Origin of the sequence: Actinomadura sp. 9N215 (assembly GCF_044326345.1) — a bacterium.
Lineage (GTDB): Bacteria > Actinomycetota > Actinomycetes > Streptosporangiales > Streptosporangiaceae > Spirillospora.
This window is the reverse complement of the sequence record NZ_JBIRBA010000003.1, coordinates 310,032-328,744: the sequence shown is the minus strand read 5'-3', so window position 1 is coordinate 328,744 and position 18,713 is coordinate 310,032. Positions and strand designations below refer to the sequence as shown.

Annotated in this window: 25 protein-coding genes, 1 pseudogene and 1 riboswitch; of the genes and pseudogenes, 9 read left to right on the top strand and 17 right to left on the bottom strand. The window is 70.0% G+C overall.

Annotation, left to right across the window (positions count from 1 at the left end; all coding sequences use genetic code 11):
* Nucleotides 1-45 precede the first annotated feature (45 nt).
* Nucleotides 46-254, bottom strand: a riboswitch (cobalamin riboswitch).
* 85 nt (nt 255-339) lie between these two features.
* Nucleotides 340-768, bottom strand: coding sequence for a nuclear transport factor 2 family protein (locus ACH34T_RS06950; protein ID WP_395991138.1), 429 nt, complete (start codon nt 766-768; stop codon nt 340-342).
* Nucleotides 769-845: 77 nt separating this feature from the next.
* On the opposite strand from ACH34T_RS06950, the gene ACH34T_RS06945 reads away from it, so the two are divergent.
* Nucleotides 846-1,436: a TetR/AcrR family transcriptional regulator gene (locus ACH34T_RS06945; RefSeq protein ID WP_395991137.1), complete on the top strand. Its 591-nt coding sequence runs from the start codon at nt 846-848 to the stop codon at nt 1,434-1,436.
* On the opposite strand, the gene ACH34T_RS06940 is transcribed toward ACH34T_RS06945, so the two are convergent.
* The 7 genes from ACH34T_RS06940 to ACH34T_RS06910 all read right to left on the bottom strand — a co-directional run bounded on the left by ACH34T_RS06940 (nt 1,433) and on the right by ACH34T_RS06910 (nt 6,226).
* The gene (locus ACH34T_RS06940) at nt 1,433-2,167 is read right to left on the bottom strand and encodes an ABC transporter ATP-binding protein (protein ID WP_395991136.1); all 735 of its coding nucleotides are present in this window, start codon (nt 2,165-2,167) and stop codon (nt 1,433-1,435) included. The genes ACH34T_RS06945 and ACH34T_RS06940 overlap by 4 nt on opposite strands.
* The gene (locus ACH34T_RS06935; RefSeq protein WP_395991135.1) at nt 2,164-3,198 is read right to left on the bottom strand and encodes an efflux RND transporter periplasmic adaptor subunit; all 1,035 of its coding nucleotides are present in this window, start codon (nt 3,196-3,198) and stop codon (nt 2,164-2,166) included. The genes ACH34T_RS06940 and ACH34T_RS06935 overlap by 4 nt, the downstream gene beginning before the upstream one ends.
* A 9-nt stretch (nt 3,199-3,207) precedes the next feature.
* Nucleotides 3,208-4,431: an ABC transporter permease gene (locus tag ACH34T_RS06930; RefSeq protein WP_395991134.1), complete on the bottom strand. Its 1,224-nt coding sequence runs from the start codon at nt 4,429-4,431 to the stop codon at nt 3,208-3,210.
* Between the two features lie 293 nt (nt 4,432-4,724).
* The gene (locus ACH34T_RS06925; RefSeq protein WP_395991386.1) at nt 4,725-4,910 is read right to left on the bottom strand and encodes a DUF397 domain-containing protein; all 186 of its coding nucleotides are present in this window, start codon (nt 4,908-4,910) and stop codon (nt 4,725-4,727) included.
* 39 nt (nt 4,911-4,949) lie between these two features.
* Complete coding sequence (locus ACH34T_RS06920) at nt 4,950-5,144, bottom strand: DUF397 domain-containing protein (RefSeq protein ID WP_395991133.1); 195 nt, start codon at nt 5,142-5,144, stop codon at nt 4,950-4,952.
* A 30-nt stretch (nt 5,145-5,174) separates the two neighbouring features.
* Nucleotides 5,175-5,360, bottom strand: a complete 186-nt coding sequence (locus tag ACH34T_RS06915; RefSeq protein ID WP_395991132.1) for a DUF397 domain-containing protein — start codon at nt 5,358-5,360, stop codon at nt 5,175-5,177.
* Nucleotides 5,351-6,226, bottom strand: coding sequence for a helix-turn-helix domain-containing protein (locus ACH34T_RS06910; protein WP_395991131.1), 876 nt, complete (start codon nt 6,224-6,226; stop codon nt 5,351-5,353). The genes ACH34T_RS06915 and ACH34T_RS06910 overlap by 10 nt, the downstream gene beginning before the upstream one ends.
* A gap of 84 nt (nt 6,227-6,310) precedes the next feature.
* On the opposite strand from ACH34T_RS06910, the gene ACH34T_RS06905 reads away from it, so the two are divergent.
* Genes ACH34T_RS06905 through ACH34T_RS06895 form a run of 3 tightly spaced genes read left to right on the top strand, consistent with a single transcriptional unit; the run spans nt 6,311 to nt 7,431 of the window.
* Nucleotides 6,311-6,709 carry an ATP-binding protein gene (locus ACH34T_RS06905; RefSeq protein WP_395991130.1) on the top strand — a complete coding sequence of 133 codons (399 nt, stop codon included), beginning with the start codon at nt 6,311-6,313 and terminating at the stop codon, nt 6,707-6,709.
* Nucleotides 6,688-7,065, top strand: coding sequence for a hypothetical protein (locus ACH34T_RS06900; protein ID WP_395991129.1), 378 nt, complete (start codon nt 6,688-6,690; stop codon nt 7,063-7,065). Before ACH34T_RS06905 ends, ACH34T_RS06900 begins: the two co-directional genes overlap by 22 nt.
* Nucleotides 7,066-7,071: 6 nt before the next feature.
* Nucleotides 7,072-7,431 (top strand): hypothetical protein, encoded by a 360-nt coding sequence (locus ACH34T_RS06895; protein ID WP_395991128.1) that lies wholly within the window; start codon nt 7,072-7,074, stop codon nt 7,429-7,431.
* 36 nt (nt 7,432-7,467) lie between these two features.
* Here ACH34T_RS06895 and ACH34T_RS06890 read toward each other — a convergent pair whose 3' ends face one another.
* Genes ACH34T_RS06890 through ACH34T_RS06880 form a run of 3 tightly spaced genes read right to left on the bottom strand, consistent with a single transcriptional unit; the run spans nt 7,468 to nt 9,536 of the window.
* Nucleotides 7,468-7,728 (bottom strand): hypothetical protein, encoded by a 261-nt coding sequence (locus ACH34T_RS06890; protein ID WP_395991127.1) that lies wholly within the window; start codon nt 7,726-7,728, stop codon nt 7,468-7,470.
* Entirely contained in the window at nt 7,718-8,593 is an 876-nt protein-coding gene (locus ACH34T_RS06885; RefSeq protein WP_395991126.1) for a hypothetical protein, read from the bottom strand. Before ACH34T_RS06885 ends, ACH34T_RS06890 begins: the two co-directional genes overlap by 11 nt.
* Nucleotides 8,594-8,606: 13 nt before the next feature.
* The gene (locus ACH34T_RS06880; RefSeq protein WP_395991125.1) at nt 8,607-9,536 is read right to left on the bottom strand and encodes an SRPBCC family protein; all 930 of its coding nucleotides are present in this window, start codon (nt 9,534-9,536) and stop codon (nt 8,607-8,609) included.
* Nucleotides 9,537-9,759: 223 nt separating this feature from the next.
* On the opposite strand from ACH34T_RS06880, the gene ACH34T_RS06875 reads away from it, so the two are divergent.
* Nucleotides 9,760-10,245 (top strand): hypothetical protein, encoded by a 486-nt coding sequence (locus ACH34T_RS06875; RefSeq protein ID WP_395991124.1) that lies wholly within the window; start codon nt 9,760-9,762, stop codon nt 10,243-10,245.
* Nucleotides 10,246-10,257: 12 nt separating this feature from the next.
* Nucleotides 10,258-10,392: pseudogene (locus ACH34T_RS06870) on the top strand (hypothetical protein); the annotation flags it as partial.
* Between the two features lie 11 nt (nt 10,393-10,403).
* On the opposite strand, the gene ACH34T_RS06865 reads toward ACH34T_RS06870, so the two are convergent.
* Nucleotides 10,404-11,237 (bottom strand): phosphoribosylaminoimidazolesuccinocarboxamide synthase, encoded by an 834-nt coding sequence (locus tag ACH34T_RS06865; protein ID WP_395991123.1) that lies wholly within the window; start codon nt 11,235-11,237, stop codon nt 10,404-10,406.
* Between the two features lie 67 nt (nt 11,238-11,304).
* Nucleotides 11,305-12,768, bottom strand: a complete 1,464-nt coding sequence (locus ACH34T_RS06860) for an aminotransferase class I/II-fold pyridoxal phosphate-dependent enzyme (RefSeq protein ID WP_395991122.1) — start codon at nt 12,766-12,768, stop codon at nt 11,305-11,307.
* A 131-nt stretch (nt 12,769-12,899) separates the two neighbouring features.
* Between ACH34T_RS06860 and ACH34T_RS06855 the strand changes: the two genes are divergently transcribed.
* Together ACH34T_RS06855 and ACH34T_RS06850 are read left to right on the top strand one after the other, a co-directional pair.
* On the top strand, nt 12,900-13,256 hold the full coding sequence (locus ACH34T_RS06855) for a DUF3140 domain-containing protein (RefSeq protein ID WP_395991121.1): 357 nt from the start codon (nt 12,900-12,902) through the stop codon (nt 13,254-13,256).
* A gap of 11 nt (nt 13,257-13,267) precedes the next feature.
* Nucleotides 13,268-13,459, top strand: a complete 192-nt coding sequence (locus ACH34T_RS06850) for a hypothetical protein (RefSeq protein ID WP_395991120.1) — start codon at nt 13,268-13,270, stop codon at nt 13,457-13,459.
* A 72-nt stretch (nt 13,460-13,531) separates the two neighbouring features.
* Here ACH34T_RS06850 and ACH34T_RS06845 read toward each other — a convergent pair whose 3' ends face one another.
* Nucleotides 13,532-14,296 carry a hypothetical protein gene (locus ACH34T_RS06845; RefSeq protein ID WP_395991119.1) on the bottom strand — a complete coding sequence of 255 codons (765 nt, stop codon included), beginning with the start codon at nt 14,294-14,296 and terminating at the stop codon, nt 13,532-13,534.
* Here ACH34T_RS06845 and ACH34T_RS06840 point away from each other — a divergent pair.
* Nucleotides 14,290-15,276, top strand: a complete 987-nt coding sequence (locus tag ACH34T_RS06840; RefSeq protein ID WP_395991118.1) for a LuxR C-terminal-related transcriptional regulator — start codon at nt 14,290-14,292, stop codon at nt 15,274-15,276. The genes ACH34T_RS06845 and ACH34T_RS06840 overlap by 7 nt on opposite strands.
* 6 nt (nt 15,277-15,282) lie before the next feature.
* On the opposite strand, the gene ACH34T_RS06835 is transcribed toward ACH34T_RS06840, so the two are convergent.
* From ACH34T_RS06835 to ACH34T_RS06825, 3 genes are all read right to left on the bottom strand, one after another.
* Nucleotides 15,283-16,170 carry an arylamine N-acetyltransferase gene (locus tag ACH34T_RS06835; protein ID WP_395991117.1) on the bottom strand — a complete coding sequence of 296 codons (888 nt, stop codon included), beginning with the start codon at nt 16,168-16,170 and terminating at the stop codon, nt 15,283-15,285.
* 120 nt (nt 16,171-16,290) lie between these two features.
* On the bottom strand, nt 16,291-17,691 hold the full coding sequence (locus ACH34T_RS06830; protein WP_395991116.1) for a sensor histidine kinase: 1,401 nt from the start codon (nt 17,689-17,691) through the stop codon (nt 16,291-16,293).
* A gap of 93 nt (nt 17,692-17,784) precedes the next feature.
* Nucleotides 17,785-18,657, bottom strand: a complete 873-nt coding sequence (locus tag ACH34T_RS06825; protein ID WP_395991115.1) for an alpha/beta fold hydrolase — start codon at nt 18,655-18,657, stop codon at nt 17,785-17,787.
* Between the last annotated feature and the right edge of the window lie 56 nt (nt 18,658-18,713).

Genomic DNA, 18,713 nt, shown 5'->3' with positions numbered 1-18,713 from the left:
GCGCGCCGCCCGGCCTTCCCGCGAGGCCGCGCACCACCGCGCGCCGGGCGGCGCGCGGGCGGAGGCAGGTCTTCGGACTCGTGGGCATCGCTTCCCGGAAGAAGCGTCCTACTAACCGTCGCTTCCCAGGCCGTCAGGCCCAGTGCTTTTGACGGCGGTCGTTCCCACTCACCGCTGCGGGGCAGTCCCGGATTCGCACCGGGTTCCCTCTTACGACACTCGAAGCCGAGTGAACCGTCCGCGACCCGGAGTCTACCGGCGGGCCGGTCGGCTGCCGCACGTGTCGGGTGCTGCACGTGTCGGGGCCGCACCTTGGTCGCGACCTTTGTCGGCGGCCGGTCACGCTCGGATGGCGTCGATGAATTCGTCGAGTGCGCCGCGGCGGCGGGCCGAGGAAATGTGGTCGATGTAGTCCCGGGAGGCGATGATCTTTCCGTCCCGGACGCGGAGCACGAAGATGCAGGGGACCCGGAACGGTTCACCGCTTTCGGTCGTCCCCCGGTATTCGAATTCGGCGACGATCACTTCCGGGTCGGCGGTCTCGTGCACGGTGATGTTGGCGGGCTCCTGGCGGATGGGCGGGAGGCTCTTTCCGGCCGAGAAGTGTTTGCGCAGGTCGTCGCGGGTGCGCATCGGCTCGCTCTCGGACGGTGAGAAGGGATGCTCGACGCGGGTCTGGTCCGCGTACAGCTCGGGCAGCTCGTCCCAACGCCCTTCGGAGACCCCCCACACGAGTTTCAGGAACACTTCGCGGGGAGTGAGCGCCATGATGCCTCCTGCTGACACGGTAGGCTTCCGAAACGGACCGAAGTGGAGACTCCGAATATACGAAGTGGAGACTTCGGATGTCAATGGAACCCATGCGCGCCGACGCCCGCGACAACCGGGCCCGGATCCTGGAGGTGGCGGAGGAGGTCTTCGGCAGGGGCGGTTCAGCGGCCTCCACGGAAGAGGTCGCGCGGCTCGCCGGGGTCGGCATCGCGACCGTCTTCCGCCATTTCCCGACCAAGCGGGCCCTGCTGGAGGCCGTCCTGGTCAAACATTTCGACGGCCTGTGCGGGCGAGCGCAAAGCCTTGCCGAATCAGCCGATGCGGGTCAGGCGTTCTTCGATTTCTTCTCCCGGCTCGTGGACGACGCAGCGGGCAAACTCGCCATCGTCGAGGCGTTCACCGACGCCGGTGGCGACGCCGCGGGCAGGGCGGCGCAGGGGCCGCGTGACCTGCGCAAGGCGGTCGGCGTCCTGCTCGGACGCGCGCAGGACGCCGGGGCGGTCCGCGCGGACGTCGGCCTCGACGAGGTCTACGCGCTCCTCGTCGGCGTCTCACGGGCGTCCGCGCACCTTCGCCTCGACGAGCCGGTCCGCGCCCGCGCGCTCGGAATCATCTTCGACGGCCTCGCCCCCGGCGGCGACGAACGCACATCGCGCCTTCCTTAGGCAGGGGTGAGGGTGCTGTTCTCCAGGACGTAGACCGTGTCGGCGCGGCGGGCGAGGGTGTGGTCGTGGGTGACCAGGATGAGGGCGCGGTCGTCGGCGCGGGCCTGGTCGAAGAGGAGGTCCATGACCTGGCCCGCCGTGACCGGGTCGAGGGAGCCGGTGGGCTCGTCGGCGAGGATCAGGCGGGGGTCGCGGATGATGGCGCGGGCTATCGCGACGCGCTGCTGTTCGCCGCCCGAGAGGCTGGCCTGGGTGGCGTGCAGGCGTTCGCCCAGGCCGACGCGGCGGAGCGTCTCGTCGGCCAGTTCGTAGCGGCGGCGCAGGCGCCGGCCGCCCGCGTAAAGGAGCGGGGCCGCCACCTGCTGGCGGGCGGTGCGCCGTTGCAGGAGGTTGAGCTGCTGGAACACGAAGCCGATCGTCTCGCCGCGGAGCTGGGCGCGTTCGCGTTCGCGCAGGGTGGTGGTCTCCCGGCCGTACATCCGGACGGTCCCGGCGTCCGGGCTCTCCAGCAGGCCGAGGATGTTGAGGAGCGTGGACTTGCCCGCGCCGGAGAGCCCGACGATCGCGGCCGTCGCGCCGGGACGGACGGTCAGCGACACGTCCTCCAGGACGGTCAGCGGTTCCTTGCGGCGGCGCAGCCTGAACCGCTTGGTGATGCCGCTGACCTCCAGGACGGGCTCCTGCGCCTCCGCCACGCGGACGTCGCCGGACTCCGGAGTGACCGCGCTCACGAGCCGCCCACCGGGGCCTCGGGGCCGCCGCCGCCCTCCTGGGGCGGGGCGGGCACGTCGAACGCGGCGTTGTCCGGGGCCCGGTCGAGGATCTTGTCGCCGGGCTCCAGGCCGTCCACGATCTCGACGCGTTTGCCGTCGTTGATGCCGAGGCCGACGTCACGTACCTCGCGCTCGCCGTTGCCGCCGACCACCGTCACCTTGCCCTTGGACGCCTCACCGAGGACGGCCGACAGCGGGATCACGACCGCGTCGGTCACCGAGTCGGTGGTGATGGCCATCTTGCCTCGGATGCCGGCGAAGACCTTCTGGCGGCGGGGGATCCGGCAGGTCACCTCGACGTTGTCACCGCCGCCTCCACCGGATCCGCCCTGCGTGCCTTCGCCGGAAGGGTCCTCGGGCTGTCCGCTCGGGGCCGTGTTCGAGACCCCGGCGCCGTAGGCCAGCAGGCGGCAGGTGAACGGCGCCGGGCCGTGGTCGATCGCCATCTTGATCGACTCCGGCCGGTTGTAGAGCTTGTAGATCTCCTTGCTGGAGATGGTGGCGACGGCCTGGTACCGGCCGCGGTCGAGCTGCGCGACCGGGTCGGACGGGGCGAGCTCCTGCCCGACCCTCGCGGTCAGGTTGGAGATCCGGCCGGACGCGGGCGCGGTCACGGCGATCGCGGTGGGCTTGTCCTTCTCGTCTTCGCCGGGCTCGTCCTCGCCGGGCACTTTGACCGTCAGCAGGCGCTCGCCCTTGTTCACCCGCTGCCCGTTCTTGCGGTGGACGGTCGTGACGGTGCCGGATTTCGTGACGCGCACCGGAACCGGCGGGTCGGCCCGGACGACCGCGTCCACCGTGATGCGGCTGACGATCGTGCCCTTCCCCACGGTGATGACCTTGGGCGACAGGTCGACGGACGGGAGCGGGTCGGACGGCGCCGGAGGCTCGGCCGCGCCGTTGCCCGCCAGCCAGCCTGTGCCGCCGACGACACCGAGCACCGCCACGATGATCCCGGCCTTGGCCAGGCGGTTCCCCACTCGGGACATGATCGTCTCCTAGCTCCGGATCGCCTGGATGACCGAGCGGCGCATGGCGCGCATCGCCGGGATCAGGCCGGTGAAGAGGCCGACGCAGACCGCGACGCCCATGCCGAGCAGCGCCGCCCGCCACGGGAAGTCCATGGCCAGGTCGGCGTCGGCGAAGGGGCCCCGGTCCTTGAGGAAGCCGAACAGCGGCCCGCTGATCGCGTACACGCCGGTGATGCCGAGCAGCCCGCCCGCGCAGGAGACCATCAGCGCCTCCAGCAGTACGCCGAGGAAGAGGTCGGAGCCGGTGGCGCCGAAGCACCGCTGGACGCCCAGCTCGCTGCGGCGCTGCCGTACCGCCATCAGTCCGAGCACCAGCACCGGCAGCGAGCCGAGGAGCAGCAGGAACACCGCCACCGCCACCAGGACCTTGCCGAAGGTGCCGCTGACGGCCCCGGTGTCGCCCTCCTCGCGGTAGATCATCGGCTGGCCCAGGCCCCAGGACGTCGCGGCGTCCGCCCGCAACCGCTCCATGACCTGGCCCGCGTCGGCCTTGGGAACGCGGACGATGTACTGGGTCTGGTCCGCGCCGATGCTCCAGCGGGCCATCGCCCGGTACGGCATGTAGATCTCGGTCGGCGACCAGGGCGTGCCGCTGCTGAGGACACCGACTACCCTCGCCCGGACCCAGACCCGCGGCGCGCTGATCTCCACGACCGCGCCGACCGGCCGCGGCCCGAGTTGCTCGGCGAACTTCGCGCTGACCACGAGCTGGGGTTCGAACCGGGCGCTGTCGTTGGGGACCAGCCACCGGCCGGACGCCACCTGGATGCGGCGAATCCGGTCGAGACCGGGATTGGCGCCGACCGTCCGGATCTCGCCGCCGGTCTCCTCGTCGCCCTTGATCGGACGGGTGCCGCCGGGCAGGACCTGCCGGTAGGAGACGTCCATCGCCTCGCGGAGCGGACTCCCCAGAATCCGGTACCGGCGCAGGTCGGCCTCGATTCGGGCGATCGCCTCGTCCGACATCGCGGACGGACCGTTCTCGGTGGGGGCGTCCACGGTGAGCGTGACGGGGCGGCCGACCTCCTGCTCGAAGGTCTGGACCAGGGCCTGCCGCGCCATCCCGCCCAGCGCGATCGCCAGCGTGACCACGGCGACGAGCGCGGACACGCACATCAGCGACAAGGCCACCCGCACCTTGCTGGTACGGATCTCCGCGAGCGCGGAAAGCAGCATCCCCCAGACCGGCATCGCTACGGCCCTCGACGCGACATAGCCGAACTCCCCTCGAACGCGATGATCACGAACGGTACCGGGATTCCACTACGATCGCCGCGAACCGCCACATTTTCGCGCGGGTCGCCGTCCGCGCGCCGACTCGGATATACGTGACCATTGCCGATTACGTTCGGTCACTCGCCGCCCGGCGTTTTGTCGCTGCCCCGTTCCAGGATCGCCGGGACGACAGGACCACCGCGGCCCGGCGTCCTGTTCTGCGGCAGGGAGCCGCTTGCTGTATGTCGCTCTGGAAGCCGTGGCTGGACTTAAAGACTCTTGAGGGTCTCCGCGAAACGACGGAAGTCGTCGTGACTCACGGTGAGCTTAGGCCCATGGGGGTCTTTGCTGTCACGGACCGCAATGGTCTCAGGAATCCTGGCGACCTCTACGCAGTTGCCGCCGTTGGAGGTGCTGCGGCTTGCTTTCCGCCATACAGCGTGGCTTAGTTCCATCACTTCTATGCCCGCCTTTGTACGTACGCGTAAGTGTGGTTAGAAGTTTTTGAGGGTCTTGGTGAGGTGGCGGAAGTCGTTGTAGCTCATGGTGAGCGTAGGTCCGTGCGGGTCTTTGCTGTCGCGGACCACAATGGTCTCAAGAATGCTGGCGACCTCTACGCAGTCGCCTCCGTTCTCGGTGGTACGAGTGGCTTTCCGCCATACGACGCGGCTTGTTTCCATGACTTCCATCCCCGCCTTTGTATGTAGGCGTGAGCGTGGTTAGAGGTTCTTGAGGGTTTGGGTGAGGTGGCGGAAGTCGTTGTGGCTCATGGTGAGCTTGGGGCCGTTGGGGTCCTTGCTGTCGCGGATGGCGATCGAACGGCTCAGAGGAGCGAGTTCCACGCAGTTCCCGCCGTTCTCGGTGCTCTTGCTTGCCTTGCGCCACACAGCGTTACTCAAGTCCATTTCTCCTCCATCACTTTCTTGATGAGTTCCCGAGACATGCTCGCGGGCAATGCGCTGCTTCTCAAGCTATCAAGTGTGCGTACTATCTCCACTAGGTCCGCAGCGTCATCTGAAGTGATGCCGCGAACGGTGGTTTCCAAGTAGGCTACCTCGCTCCGATCCTTCATCGTCGCCAGAACGAACGATCCACCGTTCCCGGCTGGAGCTCCGTCATCGTTCACGACTATCTGGATGGTCACGTTCGGTAGTTCACTCATGGCCAGCAGATGCTCAAGCTGCTGGCGCATGACCTTTCGTGACGCCACATAGTGATGGAGGACGTGCTCACTCAGCAGCGCGATCAGGGTAACCGGTGCCGGGTCTCGCCTGAGGATCTCCTGTCGTGCGAGGCGAGCGACGACAGCCTCGTCGGTGCCCAGGAACGTGCGGGCATAGCCCTCTATCTGGAGGAGGCCAGGGATGACACTGTGCTCCCAGGTGACTAGCACGTCGGCTTCACCTTCCACCTCGGGCCAGTCGAACCACGTCGGGAAGCCCAGCGCGCCGTCGCCGTTCAGGTCGTCGTAGAGGTTGAGTAGGACGCCGCCCGCCTTGAGCTCCGGGTCCATGATCTCGACGAATTCGCGTCTGCACCGTTTCTTCCCGCTTTCGATCTGCGAGACGAAAGACGCGGTCTTGCCGGTGCGCTGCCCGACGCGCGCCTGACTTAACCCGGCGCGGTCCCGGTAGCGCTTGAACTGCCGACCGAACGCCGCCAGGGCGGGGGACATCGCTGCAGGTCGTCGGGCGGTCGCCATGATCATCGCTCCTAACCCGTCGGAACCTCTTGTAACCGACGACTGAAGATCATCATCCAGATGTTGCATCTTTCGGGATGTTAGCAGTGACTCTGTGTTCATGGGTGGCTTACTGAGAGATACGAGGAATCGACACGTTCAGGAGTGGTGGTGATGGCAGCAGGAGCTCTTGCGCCGGAGAGGCCGGCGCTTGTTCTGGAGCCGACGGATCAGGCGCCCGGCATGGCGCGCCGTTATCTCGGCGAGCGGTTTCGTGAACTCGGGCACGACGACGACACTGCCGGACGGCTCGTGGTTACAGAACTGGTTACGAATGCGTACAAGCACGTCGGATTCGGGCACATCGTGGTTCGGGTTTTCCCGGACAAGCGTGACGATCTGACCGTCATCGAGGTGTGGGACGAGGGCGGGGAGCTGCCCGTCGTCCGGGAGGAGGACCACGACGCCATGTGCGGGCGGGGGCTGCTGATGGTGGTGCGGCTCGTCCACGACTGGGGTGTCCGGCCGCTCAACGAGGAGGGGAAGATCGTATGGGTACGTTGCGCCCGTTGAACGTCCGGGCGGAGCGGTGGGTGCTCAGGTGGCGCACCTGGTCGGGGCGGGGCACGGCGATTCTGTACCTCGATCTGCTCGCCGAGGCCGTCGTGTCCAAGGGCTACCGGTGCATCAAGGTCTACCAGGCCGACGAGTTCCCGACTCGTCCGCCGCTGCTGTGGGTCTTCGCGTTCAGCCCGGACAAACACGTCAAGATCGCGGTGAGCGCGCGGGCCACGTCCGGCGGTGCCTGGGGGTACTTCGAGGCCGGGCGTGGCAGGCGCGGCTACCTCTCGCTCTGCGGTGACGTCGAGCACGCCACCGAGCAGGTGGACGCGCTCCTCAGGCACCGCATGTTCCCCGCCACCTGGTAGCCGGTCATGTCGATCCAGGTGGATGTAGACGTCGAGCGGGCGCTTGACGAGTTGCGCCGTTCCTTCCCCGCGCAATGCTTTTGGTACGGCGAGTACAGCGGGTCGCTGTGGGCGCTGCTGCCGGACCGGCTCGTGGAGGCGAAGACCGCCGCCGAGCTGGCGCGGCGGGTGCATGACGCTCTCGGTCGTCCACGCGTTGAGGTGGTGCGTCCTCCTTGCCCGTCCGGCCGCCGGTTGGACGGGACCTGGGCCGCGCCGGTCGTTCGTCGCGAGGCCCGTCGGCCTGGGAGGAGGCTCGGCCGTCTCGTCGCCGGGTGCCTGCGGCTGACGGGCATGGCCGCGTGGTCGCGCAGGCCGGTGTGGTGACCGGGCTTCAGGTCGGCTACCTGGGCGGGGACGTTCTCAGGGGGCGGCGTCCGGGTCCAGTTTCGCCGCGATGGCGTAGTGGACCTCTATGTCGCGGTAGGTGGTGTTCTCCTGCACCTTGTCCGGGAGGTTGGTGCGGTCGCTGCCGGACGTGGAGTCGTCGTCGACGTCTTTCCTGAAGACCACTGAGCTTTCAGGGGCGATGTCGAAGCGGAGTTCGTCGGCCTTCACTTTGGCCGTGAAGAGGATGTCGGCCGTTTCGCGGAGGCTTGCGTCTGGGAGCCCGTCATGACTCATTGTCGTTCGGCTCCTTTTCGGACGAGCGGGGGTGTTGGGAGATCATCCGGAGCAGCGCCCGCCCGAGGTCGCGCACGGATTCCTCAGTACCGTGCAGAGCCGTCTGGACGGCCGTGATGTCCTGGTCGTCGTCCGCCTCTCCTGCCGCCGTGCCCGCCCCACGGGCCGCTTCACCAGCGCCTTCGCCGACATCTTCGGCTACGTTTTCGGCTGCGCGTCCGGTGCCCTTCCCGACGTCTTGGACGGCTCCGCCCGCGCCTTCGCCGACGTCTTCGACTGCGCTGCCCGCGCCTTTTCCGACGTCTTGGACTGCGCTGCCCGCGCCCTTTCCGACGTCCTGGACGGCTCCGCCTGTGCCTTCGCCGACGCTTTCGACGGCGACGCCTGCGCCGCGGCCCACGTCTTGGACGGCGCCCTTCGCGCCTCTGCCGACTTCACCTACAGCGGTGCCTGTTCCAGAGCCGATTTCGCGGGCCGCCGACTCTACGCCGCGTCCGATGTGCTGGAGGATTTCCGGGTTGCGGTCGAGCGTGGTCAGGACGCGGTCGACGATGACGGCCACGTTGTCGAGCCTGACTTCGAGGTGCGCCTGCGCTTCGACGCCCTTGATGTCCAGCTTGACCTTGCCGAGGAACACGTCCGCGCCGACGTTCAGCCTGAGCAGGTCGAGGACCTGGGCGACGAGCGAGACGTGCGCGTCCAGGTTCTCGACCTCAAGGGAGATCTCGTCCACCTTGAGCAGCGGAACGTCGAGATAGACGTCCGGGCCTTCGCTGGGCCGCGGCCTCTTTTCGGGAGTCACGGGCCTGCCGGTCGGGCTTTCCTGCCCGTCGTCGGATGCGTTTCGTTCGCGTTCTTGGGCCATACCCGCCCCTCTTTCAGGATTGGCGTTCGGGGGTCGGGGTCCTGTCGTGCTGGTGGTCGTCCTGGCCTTCGGGCTCCTTCTCCTCCTTGAGGGCCTCTTCGTGGGTCTTGACCACTTCGCCGTCGCGGATCTCACCGCGCCAGCCCTCGACTTCGTCCTGCCTCAGGAGCGTCTGCGTCATCATGTGGCGCTTGATGTTCTTGAAGTCGAGGCGGAGGCGGCGTCCCTGGGCGCGCCACAGGTTCGCGGTCTTCTCGAAGAATCCGTCCGGGTGGTATTCGGCCACCAGCAGGATCCGCGTCATGGTGGGCGCCAGCTCGTGGAAGGTGACGGCGCCGTCGACATATCCGTGGGGGCCCTTGGACGTCCAGACGATCCGCTCGTCGGGCACCTGCTCGGTGATCGTGGATTCCCAGCTGCGGTGGGACCAGAGGATCTTCGCCCGCCAGTTGACCTTCTCGTCGGACTCCTGCTCGACGCTCTCTACCTTCTTGGTGAAGCTCGGAAAGTCGGTGAACCGCGTCCACTGGTCGTAGGCGACGCGCCTCGGCAGGCCGACGTCGAACTGCTCGACGATATTGGTGGCCTTCGCCTTTCCGGCCCCGGCCCCGGCGTCGCCGCCGGACTTGCCGCCGCCTGCGCCCACGGCCTCCTTCGCCTTTTGCTTCGCTCCGGTCGCGCCCGCGCTGAGGCCCGCTTTCAGCGGGGACGCGCCTTTGGCGAGCTTCTCCGCACCGGCGGCCGCCGCCTTCCGGCCCGCTCCTTCGCCTTCCGCGGCGTCGTTCAACCGCCGGGTCATCCCCTCGATCCTGCCGCTGGCCTTCTCCAACGTCCGCACCATCAGCGTCTGGACGAACTCCCGGCCCGCATCCTTGAGCCCCTCGACGGGACGGCTCCGGCCGGTCCTGTCGTCGCCGCGTCCTCCGGTGCCTGTCTCCGGCATGGTCACCACTTCGCTTCGTCACTGCCTCTGTCTTGGACGGCATAGCCGAGAAAACCGCGACAAAACGAAGAAAACGCCGCTGAGCAGCGAAAACGAAAGATCTACCCTCCGGGTGGAGGGTCAGGACGCGGCTCCGCACGACCAGTCCCGCGATGGTGCGAGCGCAGCGCAGGCCGAGTTGGTGGCGTGCGTGGAACATCTGTGCCGTGGCTAGGCTTGGCTGATGAGCTTGCTGGCTCCGATCTTCGGGTTGCTGGGCGTCATCGTGGGTGGCTTCTTGAACGCTGCGGTAACGGCGTGGAGCGAACGCCGCAAGACCAGGTTCGTGGCCGTGGCTGCGGCCTGCCTTGTCCGAGATGAGCTCTTGGTGACCGATGATCGGGTCAACGCGGCACTTGAGCTCGGCCGGTGGGGACCAGTCCTGGATCCCGGACTCCCGTACGCCAGTGGGCTGTGGGCTGTGGAACATCGGCAAGGTCAGCGCAGTCCGAGTGTCTGGCTTGACGGCCGAAAGGACCTGGTTCCCCATCTCCGGCGCGATTGGCAGGTCGTGTCGAGGCCGTATCGGCTGATCGACGGGCTCTCGCTGCGCTTCTGGGTGGACGACCCGAACCGCGGCCTCGGCGAGGCCGAGCGGGAGGCGTTCAGCGAACTGAGGGCCGCGCTCGCGGAGGCCGTGGCGATCCTTGATCGGTTCCGCGAGAGCTGATCGACCGGCCTCCCGCCCGCGCTGATCATGACGGCGGAGTTCGACGTCCTGCGGGACGACGGCGCGGCGTACGGGCCTGGGGTCGGCGCGCGAATGGCAGGCGGGTGTCGCCTCGTTCCTTTCGCGAACCTACGCCGGGCGGGGTGAATAGCCGGGGGTCAGGGGGTCCAGGGGTGGCCGGTCAGGCGTTCGTAGACCTCTGTGTAGCGGGCGCGGGTGGCGTCGACGACGTCCTGCGGGATGGCGGGGCCGGGAGGGGTGCGGTCCCAGTCGAGGGCACTGCTCCAGTCGCGGACGTACTGCTTGTCGAGCGAGTGCTGCGGGCCGCCGGGACGCCACTCGTCGGCGGGCCAGAAGCGGGACGAGTCGGACGTCAGAACCTCGTCGCCCAAGGTGAGGGTGCCGTCGGCGGCGCGTCCGAACTCCAGCTTCGTGTCCGCGATGATGATGCCGCGCTCGGCGGCCAGGGACGCGCCGCGTTTGTAGATCTCCAGGGTGGCGTCCTTGAGGCGGGCGGCGGTGTCGTCGCCGATCTCGGTGACGACGTCGGCGTAGGTGATGAACTCGTCGTGCCCGACCGTGGCCTTGGTGGTGGGCGTGAAGATCGGCTCGGGGAGCTTCGAGCCCTCGACCAGGCCGTCCGGTAGCGGGACGCCGGAGACGGCGCCGCTCTTCTCGTACTCCTTGAGGCCCAGCCCGGCGAGGTAGCCGCGGGCGATCCACTCGACGGGGAGCATGGTCAGGCGGCGGCAGCGGACGGCGCGTCCCGCCCACTCGTCCGGCACGTCCGTCGCCGAGATGATGTGGTTGGGGATGATGTCGGCCAGCTGCTCGAACCACCAGAGGGAGAGCTGCGTAAGGATCTTCCCCTTGTCGGGGATCAGCGTCGGCAGGACGACGTCGTACACGCTCACCCGGTCGGACGCGACGAGGACCAGTTCGTCCCCGTCCGCGTAGACGTCCCTGACCTTGCCCGAGTGGACCAACTCCATGACGCTCCTCAACTCGTCGTCCGCCGAAAGGAGTCTGGCATAGGGGGTGTGGGGCGATGCGGGCCGGTCAGTGCTCGATGAGGACCCGGACGGTCTTGGCGGACGAGTCGGCCGCGTCCGGGATGACCATCCCCGCGTCGACGCCGCTGCGCAGGTAGTCCATGACCGGAGCGGTGATGCGCTCGCCGGGCAGGACGACGGGGATGCCCGGCGGGTAGGGAGTGAGCATCTCCGCGCAGACCCGTCCCACGGCCTCGTCGGCGGACACCTGCTCGGCCGGGCCGAAGAAGGCGTCGCGGGGCAGGACGGCGAGTTCGAGCCGCAACTCGTCCGGCGGCGGGACGTGGACCTCCGGCGCGGGTTCGATGTGTTCGCGCAGGTCACGGAGGGCGGTGAGCAGGGGCGCGACGGTGTCTTCGCTGTCCGCGAAGGTGAGTTGGGCGCTGATCCGGCGGTGGTCGGCGAGATGCAGGTTGATGCGGTGGTGCTCGCGGAGCCAGTCGGCGGCCCAGTAGCCGGTGGTGCCGAGTTCGGTGATGTCGACGACCACGGGCAGCGGGTCGAGGCTGTGAGCGCGGCCGCGGCTGCGGCCGGTGAACTCGGCCGGGCCTTGGACGGTGAAGCCGGGGATGTCGTCGATCCGTTCGCGGACGCGGGCGGCGAGGTCGAGCGCGTTCTGCAGCAGTTCGTGGCCGTGCTCGACCATCTGGCGGCGCCATCCGTCGAGGCCCGCGTAGAGCAGCACGGACGGGCTGGTGGTTCCCAGTAGATCCTCGCGGGCCTTGAGGACGGACGGGTCCACCAGATCTCCTTGCTGATGGAAGACCGAGCCCTGCTCCAGCCCGGCGCCCATCTTGTGGACGCTGGTCACGCAGACGTCGGCGCCCGCGTCCATCGCCCAGGTCGGCAGGTCCGGATGGAACGGCAGGTGCGCGCCCCACGCCTCGTCCACGATCAGCGGCCTGCCGCGCTCGTGGCAGGCGCGGGCGATCGCGGCGAGGTCGGCGCACGTCCCGTACGGGGTGGGGCTCGTGACCAGGGCGCCGCGCGCGTCTGGGTGCTCGTCGAGCGCCGCCGCGAACGCCTCCGGGGACGGCGGGTGCGCCAGCGCGCGGGACGCGTCCCACTGCGGCTCCACCCAGACCGGACGGACACCGGACAGGATCAGGCCCGACACGACCGACTTGTGCGCGTCCCGTCCCACCAGGAGCTTCTCGCCGGGCCCGGCGACGGACAGCATCGCGCTCTTCACCGACAGGCTGCTCCCACACGTGGAGAAGAACGTCTGCTCGGCGTGGACGGCGTCCGCCATCAACTCCTGGGCGCGCTCCAGGACCCCGTTGCTGGACGTGCGGTCGTCCAGGCCGGAGATCGCGAGGACGTCCGAGCGGAACACCGCGTCGCCGAGCACGTCCCGGACGCGCGGGTCCGCGCCCCGGCCCTGCTTGTGGCCTGGCGGGGTGAACGGGACCTGGCCTTCCCGGTGGTACGCGGCGAGGGCGTCGAGCACGGGGGCCTGCGAATGGTCCATGTCGGCCGCCTTCCCGAGCCGTCCGCGATCTAACAGAGCGCCGCGTTCCGGCGGGGGGCGTGGGAGGGCGGGTGAATGGGGCGGCGGGTGTCGGGTAGGGCGGGTTTGAACGTGCGACAGGGAGTTTGTCGATGAACGATCGCATACCGGCCGACGCCGAGCTGGCCTGGGAGGACTTCCACCGGGTCGTCAACATGACCTCCGATGAACTGCGTACATGGCTGCTCACGGACGCCTCCGGCGAGGAGGCGTTCCCGGCCGGTCCGAGTCCGGGGGTCTCCCAGCTCGGCGCCCGCGTCGTCGACGTGCTGCGCAAGCGGAAGGTGGACCTGACCGAGAGCGACGCCGCCGTGATGCAACAGGTCGTGGACTACGTGGAGGACCGGCTGGAGAACCGTCCGCCCAACGCGGAACGGGACGAGGAGTGGCGGCACGCGCTCATGACGGTGGGGCATGACCCGCTGCGTCCCGAACCGTCCAGCGCATAGGAGGGGTGAAGATGCCGAACCCGCAACAGCCCGAGATCCGGCGGTCGGAGCGGACCTCCGTGACGAACGAGCCCTCGCCGGAGGCCACCGACCCGAAGCGGACGAGGGCGAAGGGCCACGCGCACGGCACCGACAAGGGGAACAAGGGAGGCGGAGAAGGCGGCGGGACGCCACCCGACCAGCAACCGCCGCACCCTGATTAGGAGCAGTGGCATCGAGACCGTCCCGGGCGCGCATGGCCCGGGGCGGTCCCTTAGGTCGGGCAAGGGGTGCGGTTACGGGACTTCGGTTTGCGGGGTGTAGCCGTCGTCCTCGCCGCCCGGGGTCTCGGCCTCGGCGATCGGCGGGTCCGTGGGGCCGGGGGTGTGCTCGTCCCCGAAGTCGTGGTCGTCCTCCTGGGGCGCGTTCTCGTCGGCGCGACGGTCGGCGAGCGGCCTGTCCTCGTCATTCTTGCGTTCGCTCATCACCCCTCCAGGCCGTTGCCGTACCCGGACGGCGGGCTTCAACCGTCGGGTTTCGGTGAGCAGGGTGCTGAGTAGGGTTAAAGGATGCTTTGCCGCCTGGCCGTCGCGGCGCGGGACGCCGCCGACGCCGGGCTGCCGGAGCGGGCGATCGAGCTGGCGGGCCGCGCGGAGGCCGACCTGCCCGACCCGGTGGCGCGGGCGGAGCTGACGCTCATCCGCGCGTCGCTCGCCGACGAGCAGGACCGGGGACGGGACGCCTACCGCCTGTTCGCCGAGACGGCGGCGTCCGTCGCGGAACTCGACTCGCGGACGTCCGGCTACCTGTACTTCCAGGCCGCGTCCGCCGCCGCCAACGCCGGGGACTACGCCGCGCTGGACGACATCGCCGCCGAAGGCGCCCGGCTCGGCGTCCCGAACGCCGATCAACTGCGCGCCCTGGGACGCGTGTTCGCCGGGCAGAACCCGCTCGCGGAAGGCGGCGACCTCGCCGCGGGCGTCGCGGCGCTCCGCGAGCTGATGATCGGCATGAACGGCTGCTACGGGCCGCGCGACCGCGTCCGCGCCGGGATGTGGCACCTGCTGGTCGGGGATGTGGACGGCGCCGCCGAGGTCGCCGCTCCCGGACGGACCTGCTCCTCGGCCGCCACCGGGACGCCCTCACCGGCGCGACGGAGGGCCTGCGGATCGCCGCCGACACCGGCCAGCGGCGCATCCGCGTCTACCTGGAGACCGTCCTGGCGCAGCTCGCCGCGATCCAGGGCGACGAGGCGCGCTGCGCGGAACTCACCGAGGAGGCCCTGGTCCGCGGCGTCCTGCCCAGCAGGGTGCACGCGGTGGCCGCGCGCGGACTCCTCGACCTCGGGCTCGGCCGGTACGAGTCCGCCCTGGAACGTCTCGCGGACCTCGTCGCCGGACCCACCCGGCAGGGCGCGATCGCCGCGCTGCCCGATCTCGTGGAGGCGGCCGTCCGCTCGGACCGTCCCGAGCGCGCACGGGACGCCGCCGACTGGTACGCGGCGTGGGCCGCGCAGGTGCGGCAGCCGTGGGCGGAGGCGATCGCGCTCCGCTGCACCGCGCTCCTGGCCAGCGACGCTGACAGCGGTGGGGGCGTGTTCGAGCGGGCGTTGGAACTGCATCGCGAGGGCGGGACGCCGTTCGAGCGGGCGCGCACTGAACTGCTGTACGGGGAGTGGCTGCGCAGGTCACGGCGCCGGAACGGCCGGAACGACGCCCGGGCCCGGCTCCACTCGGCCCTGGAGGCGTTCGAGCGGCTCGGCGCGGAACCGTGGGCCGCCCGCGTCCGGACGGAGTTGCGCGCGGCGGGCGAGAGCGGCCGCGGCCGCGGGGCCGATGACCAGGCCCGCGACGACCTTGCGGCGCGGCTCACCCCGCAGGAGCTCCAGGTCGTCCGGCTCGCGGCGGTGGGCCTCAGCAACCGGGAGATCGGCGCGCAGCTGTTCCTCAGCCCCCGGACGGTCGGCTACCACCTCTACAAGGCGTATCCCAAGCTCGGCGTCGCCGCCCGCGGCGAACTCCCCCGCCTCGACCTTTCCTAGTTGCGACTAGTTTTGCGATGCGGCGCGGTCGCGTTCGAAGTCGATGAGGCGGGAGGCTTCCGCGTCTTCCAGGACGATTCCGAAGTCGTCCGCCAGCGTCTCGGGGAGCTGTTCCGGGGTGAGCGTCCGGGGCTCGGTGGATCCGTCCGGGCGGGTGACGGTCAGCTTCGTCCCGTCCAGGACGCGGAGCGCGTCGGGCGTGAACTTCTGCGTGAACGGACGAGTCGCGAACGGCGAGTGCGGATTCGCCCAGACGAAGTAGTTGCCCACCTCGTAGTCGACGCGGAACTGCTCGTTCATCGCGAACGTGTGGCGCTGGATCCAGCCGCCCTCTCCGCGCTGGTGGAGTTCCCAGCCGACCGTGCTGGGCGTCCAGGCGGTGACGGTCCGGCCCTTCTGGAGGCGGAAGCCCCAGCCGTCCTGGTCGGCCTCCTCGCCGTCGCGGATCCGCAGCGGTTCCAGCGGTCCGGCGCCGAAGCCGACGTCGCAGAGCCAGGCGGGCTCGTCCCGCGGCTGGCCGGGCGGGCGGACGTGCAGCAGCGCGTGCGTGGCGGGCAGCAACTTGCGGGCGCCGAGCGTCACCCGTCCGGTCAGCGCGACGATCTCGTAGCCGAGCCGTTCCAGCACCGCCGCGAACAGCCGGTTGTGCTCGTAGCAGTAGCCGCCGCGCGACCGTCCGACGAGCTTCGCCTGGACGGCGTCCAGCGACAGGTCGATCGGCCGCCCGAGCATGATCTCCAGGTTCTCGAACGGGATGGACGTGGTGTGCGCCCGGTGCAGGGCGCGCAGCGTGTCGCCGGTCGGGGCCAGGTCGCCGTCGTGGCCGATCCGCTTCAGGTAGGCGGGCAGGTCGAGGAGGTCGCCCTGCCATCCGTATCCGAGGTCCTCGCTCATGGTTTCCTCTCGCCGTGGACCGTGCCCGTCAGCGGGATAACACCGGACACGCCCCGGATCCTCCCGCCAGGCGCCCGCCACCTCGACGGCGGGTCCCGGAACGACGTTCACCGAGCGCGTTCAGGGTGGTGGGTCTGCGTCCTTGTGGAGGGGGAGGCGGAGGACGAATCTGGCCCCTTTCGGGCTGTCGGCGATGCGCAGCGTGCCGCCGTAGACCTCGGCGATCTCGCGGGCGATGGGCAGGCCGAGCCCGGTGCCCTGCGGATCCCGGGTCCGGGACTCGCGGAGCCGGGCGAACCGCTCGAAGACCCGGTCCCGGGCCTCCGCAGGGATGCCGGAACCGTCGTCAAGGACTTCGAGGACCGCGTCGTCCTCGTCCCGCGCCACCGTGACCTCGATGCCGTCGGCGGCGTGCCGTTCGGCGTTGCTGAGCAGGTTGCCGAGCACGCGCGCCAGCCGCACCTGGTTCGCCCGGACGGTCACGCCCGGCTCCAGGTCCGTCCTGATCGGGACGCGGGGCGGGCGGCGCTCCACCTCCCGGCGGGCGAGTCCCGCGAGGTCGATCGGCTCCACCGGGACCGGCGCGCGGGAGTCGAGCCGCGACAGTTCCAGCAGGTCGATGACGATGTCGTTCAGCCGCCGCGCGTCGTGCAGCGCCGACCGGACCATCGGCCGCCACTCGTAGTCGTCCGGCTCGTCCAGCGCGACCTCCAGCTGCGTCTGCAGCCCGGCGAGCGGGTTCCGCAGATCGTGCGACGCGTCCGAGATGAAGCGGCGCTCGCGCTCCGTCGCCTCCTGGAGCCGTTCGAGGGTCGCGTTGACGGTCTCGGCGAGCTTCTGGACCTCGCCGCCGGTCTGCGGGACGGGCACCCGGTGGCCGAGGCCGCGCACGTCGAAATCCGCCATCTCCGAGCGGATCTCGTCGACCGGGACGAACGCCCGCCCGATCGTGTGCCACGTCCACCACGCGATCAGCGAGAGCAGCGCCGCCATGATCAGCGCGATGGCGAGCGGCAGCAGCCACACGTTCAGCAGCGTCGGCAGCGGCGACGCCGCGACGACCATCACGCCAGGGCCCCAGGGGGAGGCGCGCAGCCGCGTCCCGAACAGCCAGACGCACTCGTCCAGGAATCCGGGGCAGGCGCTCCGGTCGATCAGCATCTTGCCGTTCACGACGTCCCCGCCCGCGAGCGCCGGACGCCCCCGCAGCGCCTCGCTGGCCGCGACGACCTGCCCGTCCGGGCTCACCACCTGGACCATCCGCGTCTCGTCCGGCCGGGTGGCGAGCGCGTCCTCGCCCCGTCCCCGGACGACGTCGGTCACGACCCGCTCGACGGTCCGCTCGGACTCCCGCCAGACCCTGTTCTCCACCCAGTCCCGCGCCAGCAGCATCAGCAGCACGAACACCAGGATCAAGATCAGCCCCGACACCGCCACGGTGACGAGCGTGGCGCGTCCGCGCACCGAGAAGAGCAGCCGCCGGCGCCACCGGCGGCCCGCCCTCCACCACTCCGTCGCCACGGCCGATCCCCCGAATCCCGAGCGGCGCGATACTCAGCGTGATGCTTCGTAGCTCAGGGTAGGCGATGGCCGGTCTTCGGTTCTGGCGGGCTCTCAGGCGATCAGCCGGAGCAGGTGGCGCAGCGTTTCCCCGGGCGCCTCCTCCGGCAGGAAGTGGCCGCCCTCGACCGGCCCGCCGCGCACGTCGACGGCCCAGGACCTCCATACGTCGAGCGGGTCGTACCACCGGCCGACCGGGCCGTCGGCGCTCCACAGCACCAGCGTCGGACACGCGATGCGCCGGACGCCGCGGTCGGCCCGGTCGTCGGCCACGTCCAGGGAAGCGGCCGCGCGGTACTCCTCGCAGATGGCGTGCACCGTGTCGGGATCGCTGAAGGCCGCGACGTAGGCGTCCCGCACCCGGTCGGGGAGCGCGCCGGGCGTCGCGGACCAGGTGTCGAGCATGTGGTTGACCAGCACCCGCGGCGCCGCCGCGATCATCGTCTCCGGTACGGGAGCCGGAGCCGCCAGGAACGACCAGACCCAGTAGCCGAGGCTGAAGTCCGCGTCGGCGCGGGCGTAGGCCTCGCCGGTGGGGACGATGTCCAGCACCGCCAGGTGACCGACGGCGGCCGGGTGATCGAGCGCCATCCGGTAGGCGCACCGTGCGCCGCGATCATGGCCGACCACCGCGAACCGGGTGAAACCCAGCGCCGCCATCACCTCGACCTGGTCGGCGGCGATCGCCCGCATCCGGTAGGGCGCGTGGTCGGGCGTGCTGGGCGGCTTGCCGCTCGCGCCGTAGCCGCGCAGGTCGGTCGCGACGACGGTGAACCGTTCGGCCAGGGCGGGCGCGACGCGATGCCACATCAGGTGCGTCTCGGGGATGCCGTGCAGCAGGAGCACCGGCGGCCCGGAGCCGCCCCGGACGCCGTGGATCGTCGTCTGGGACGTCGGAATGTCGAACTCGTCGAAGCCGTCGAACATCACGCAACGCTAACTCGCGGGTCCGACACTCAAAGCGGGCCGCCGGACCGCCGGGT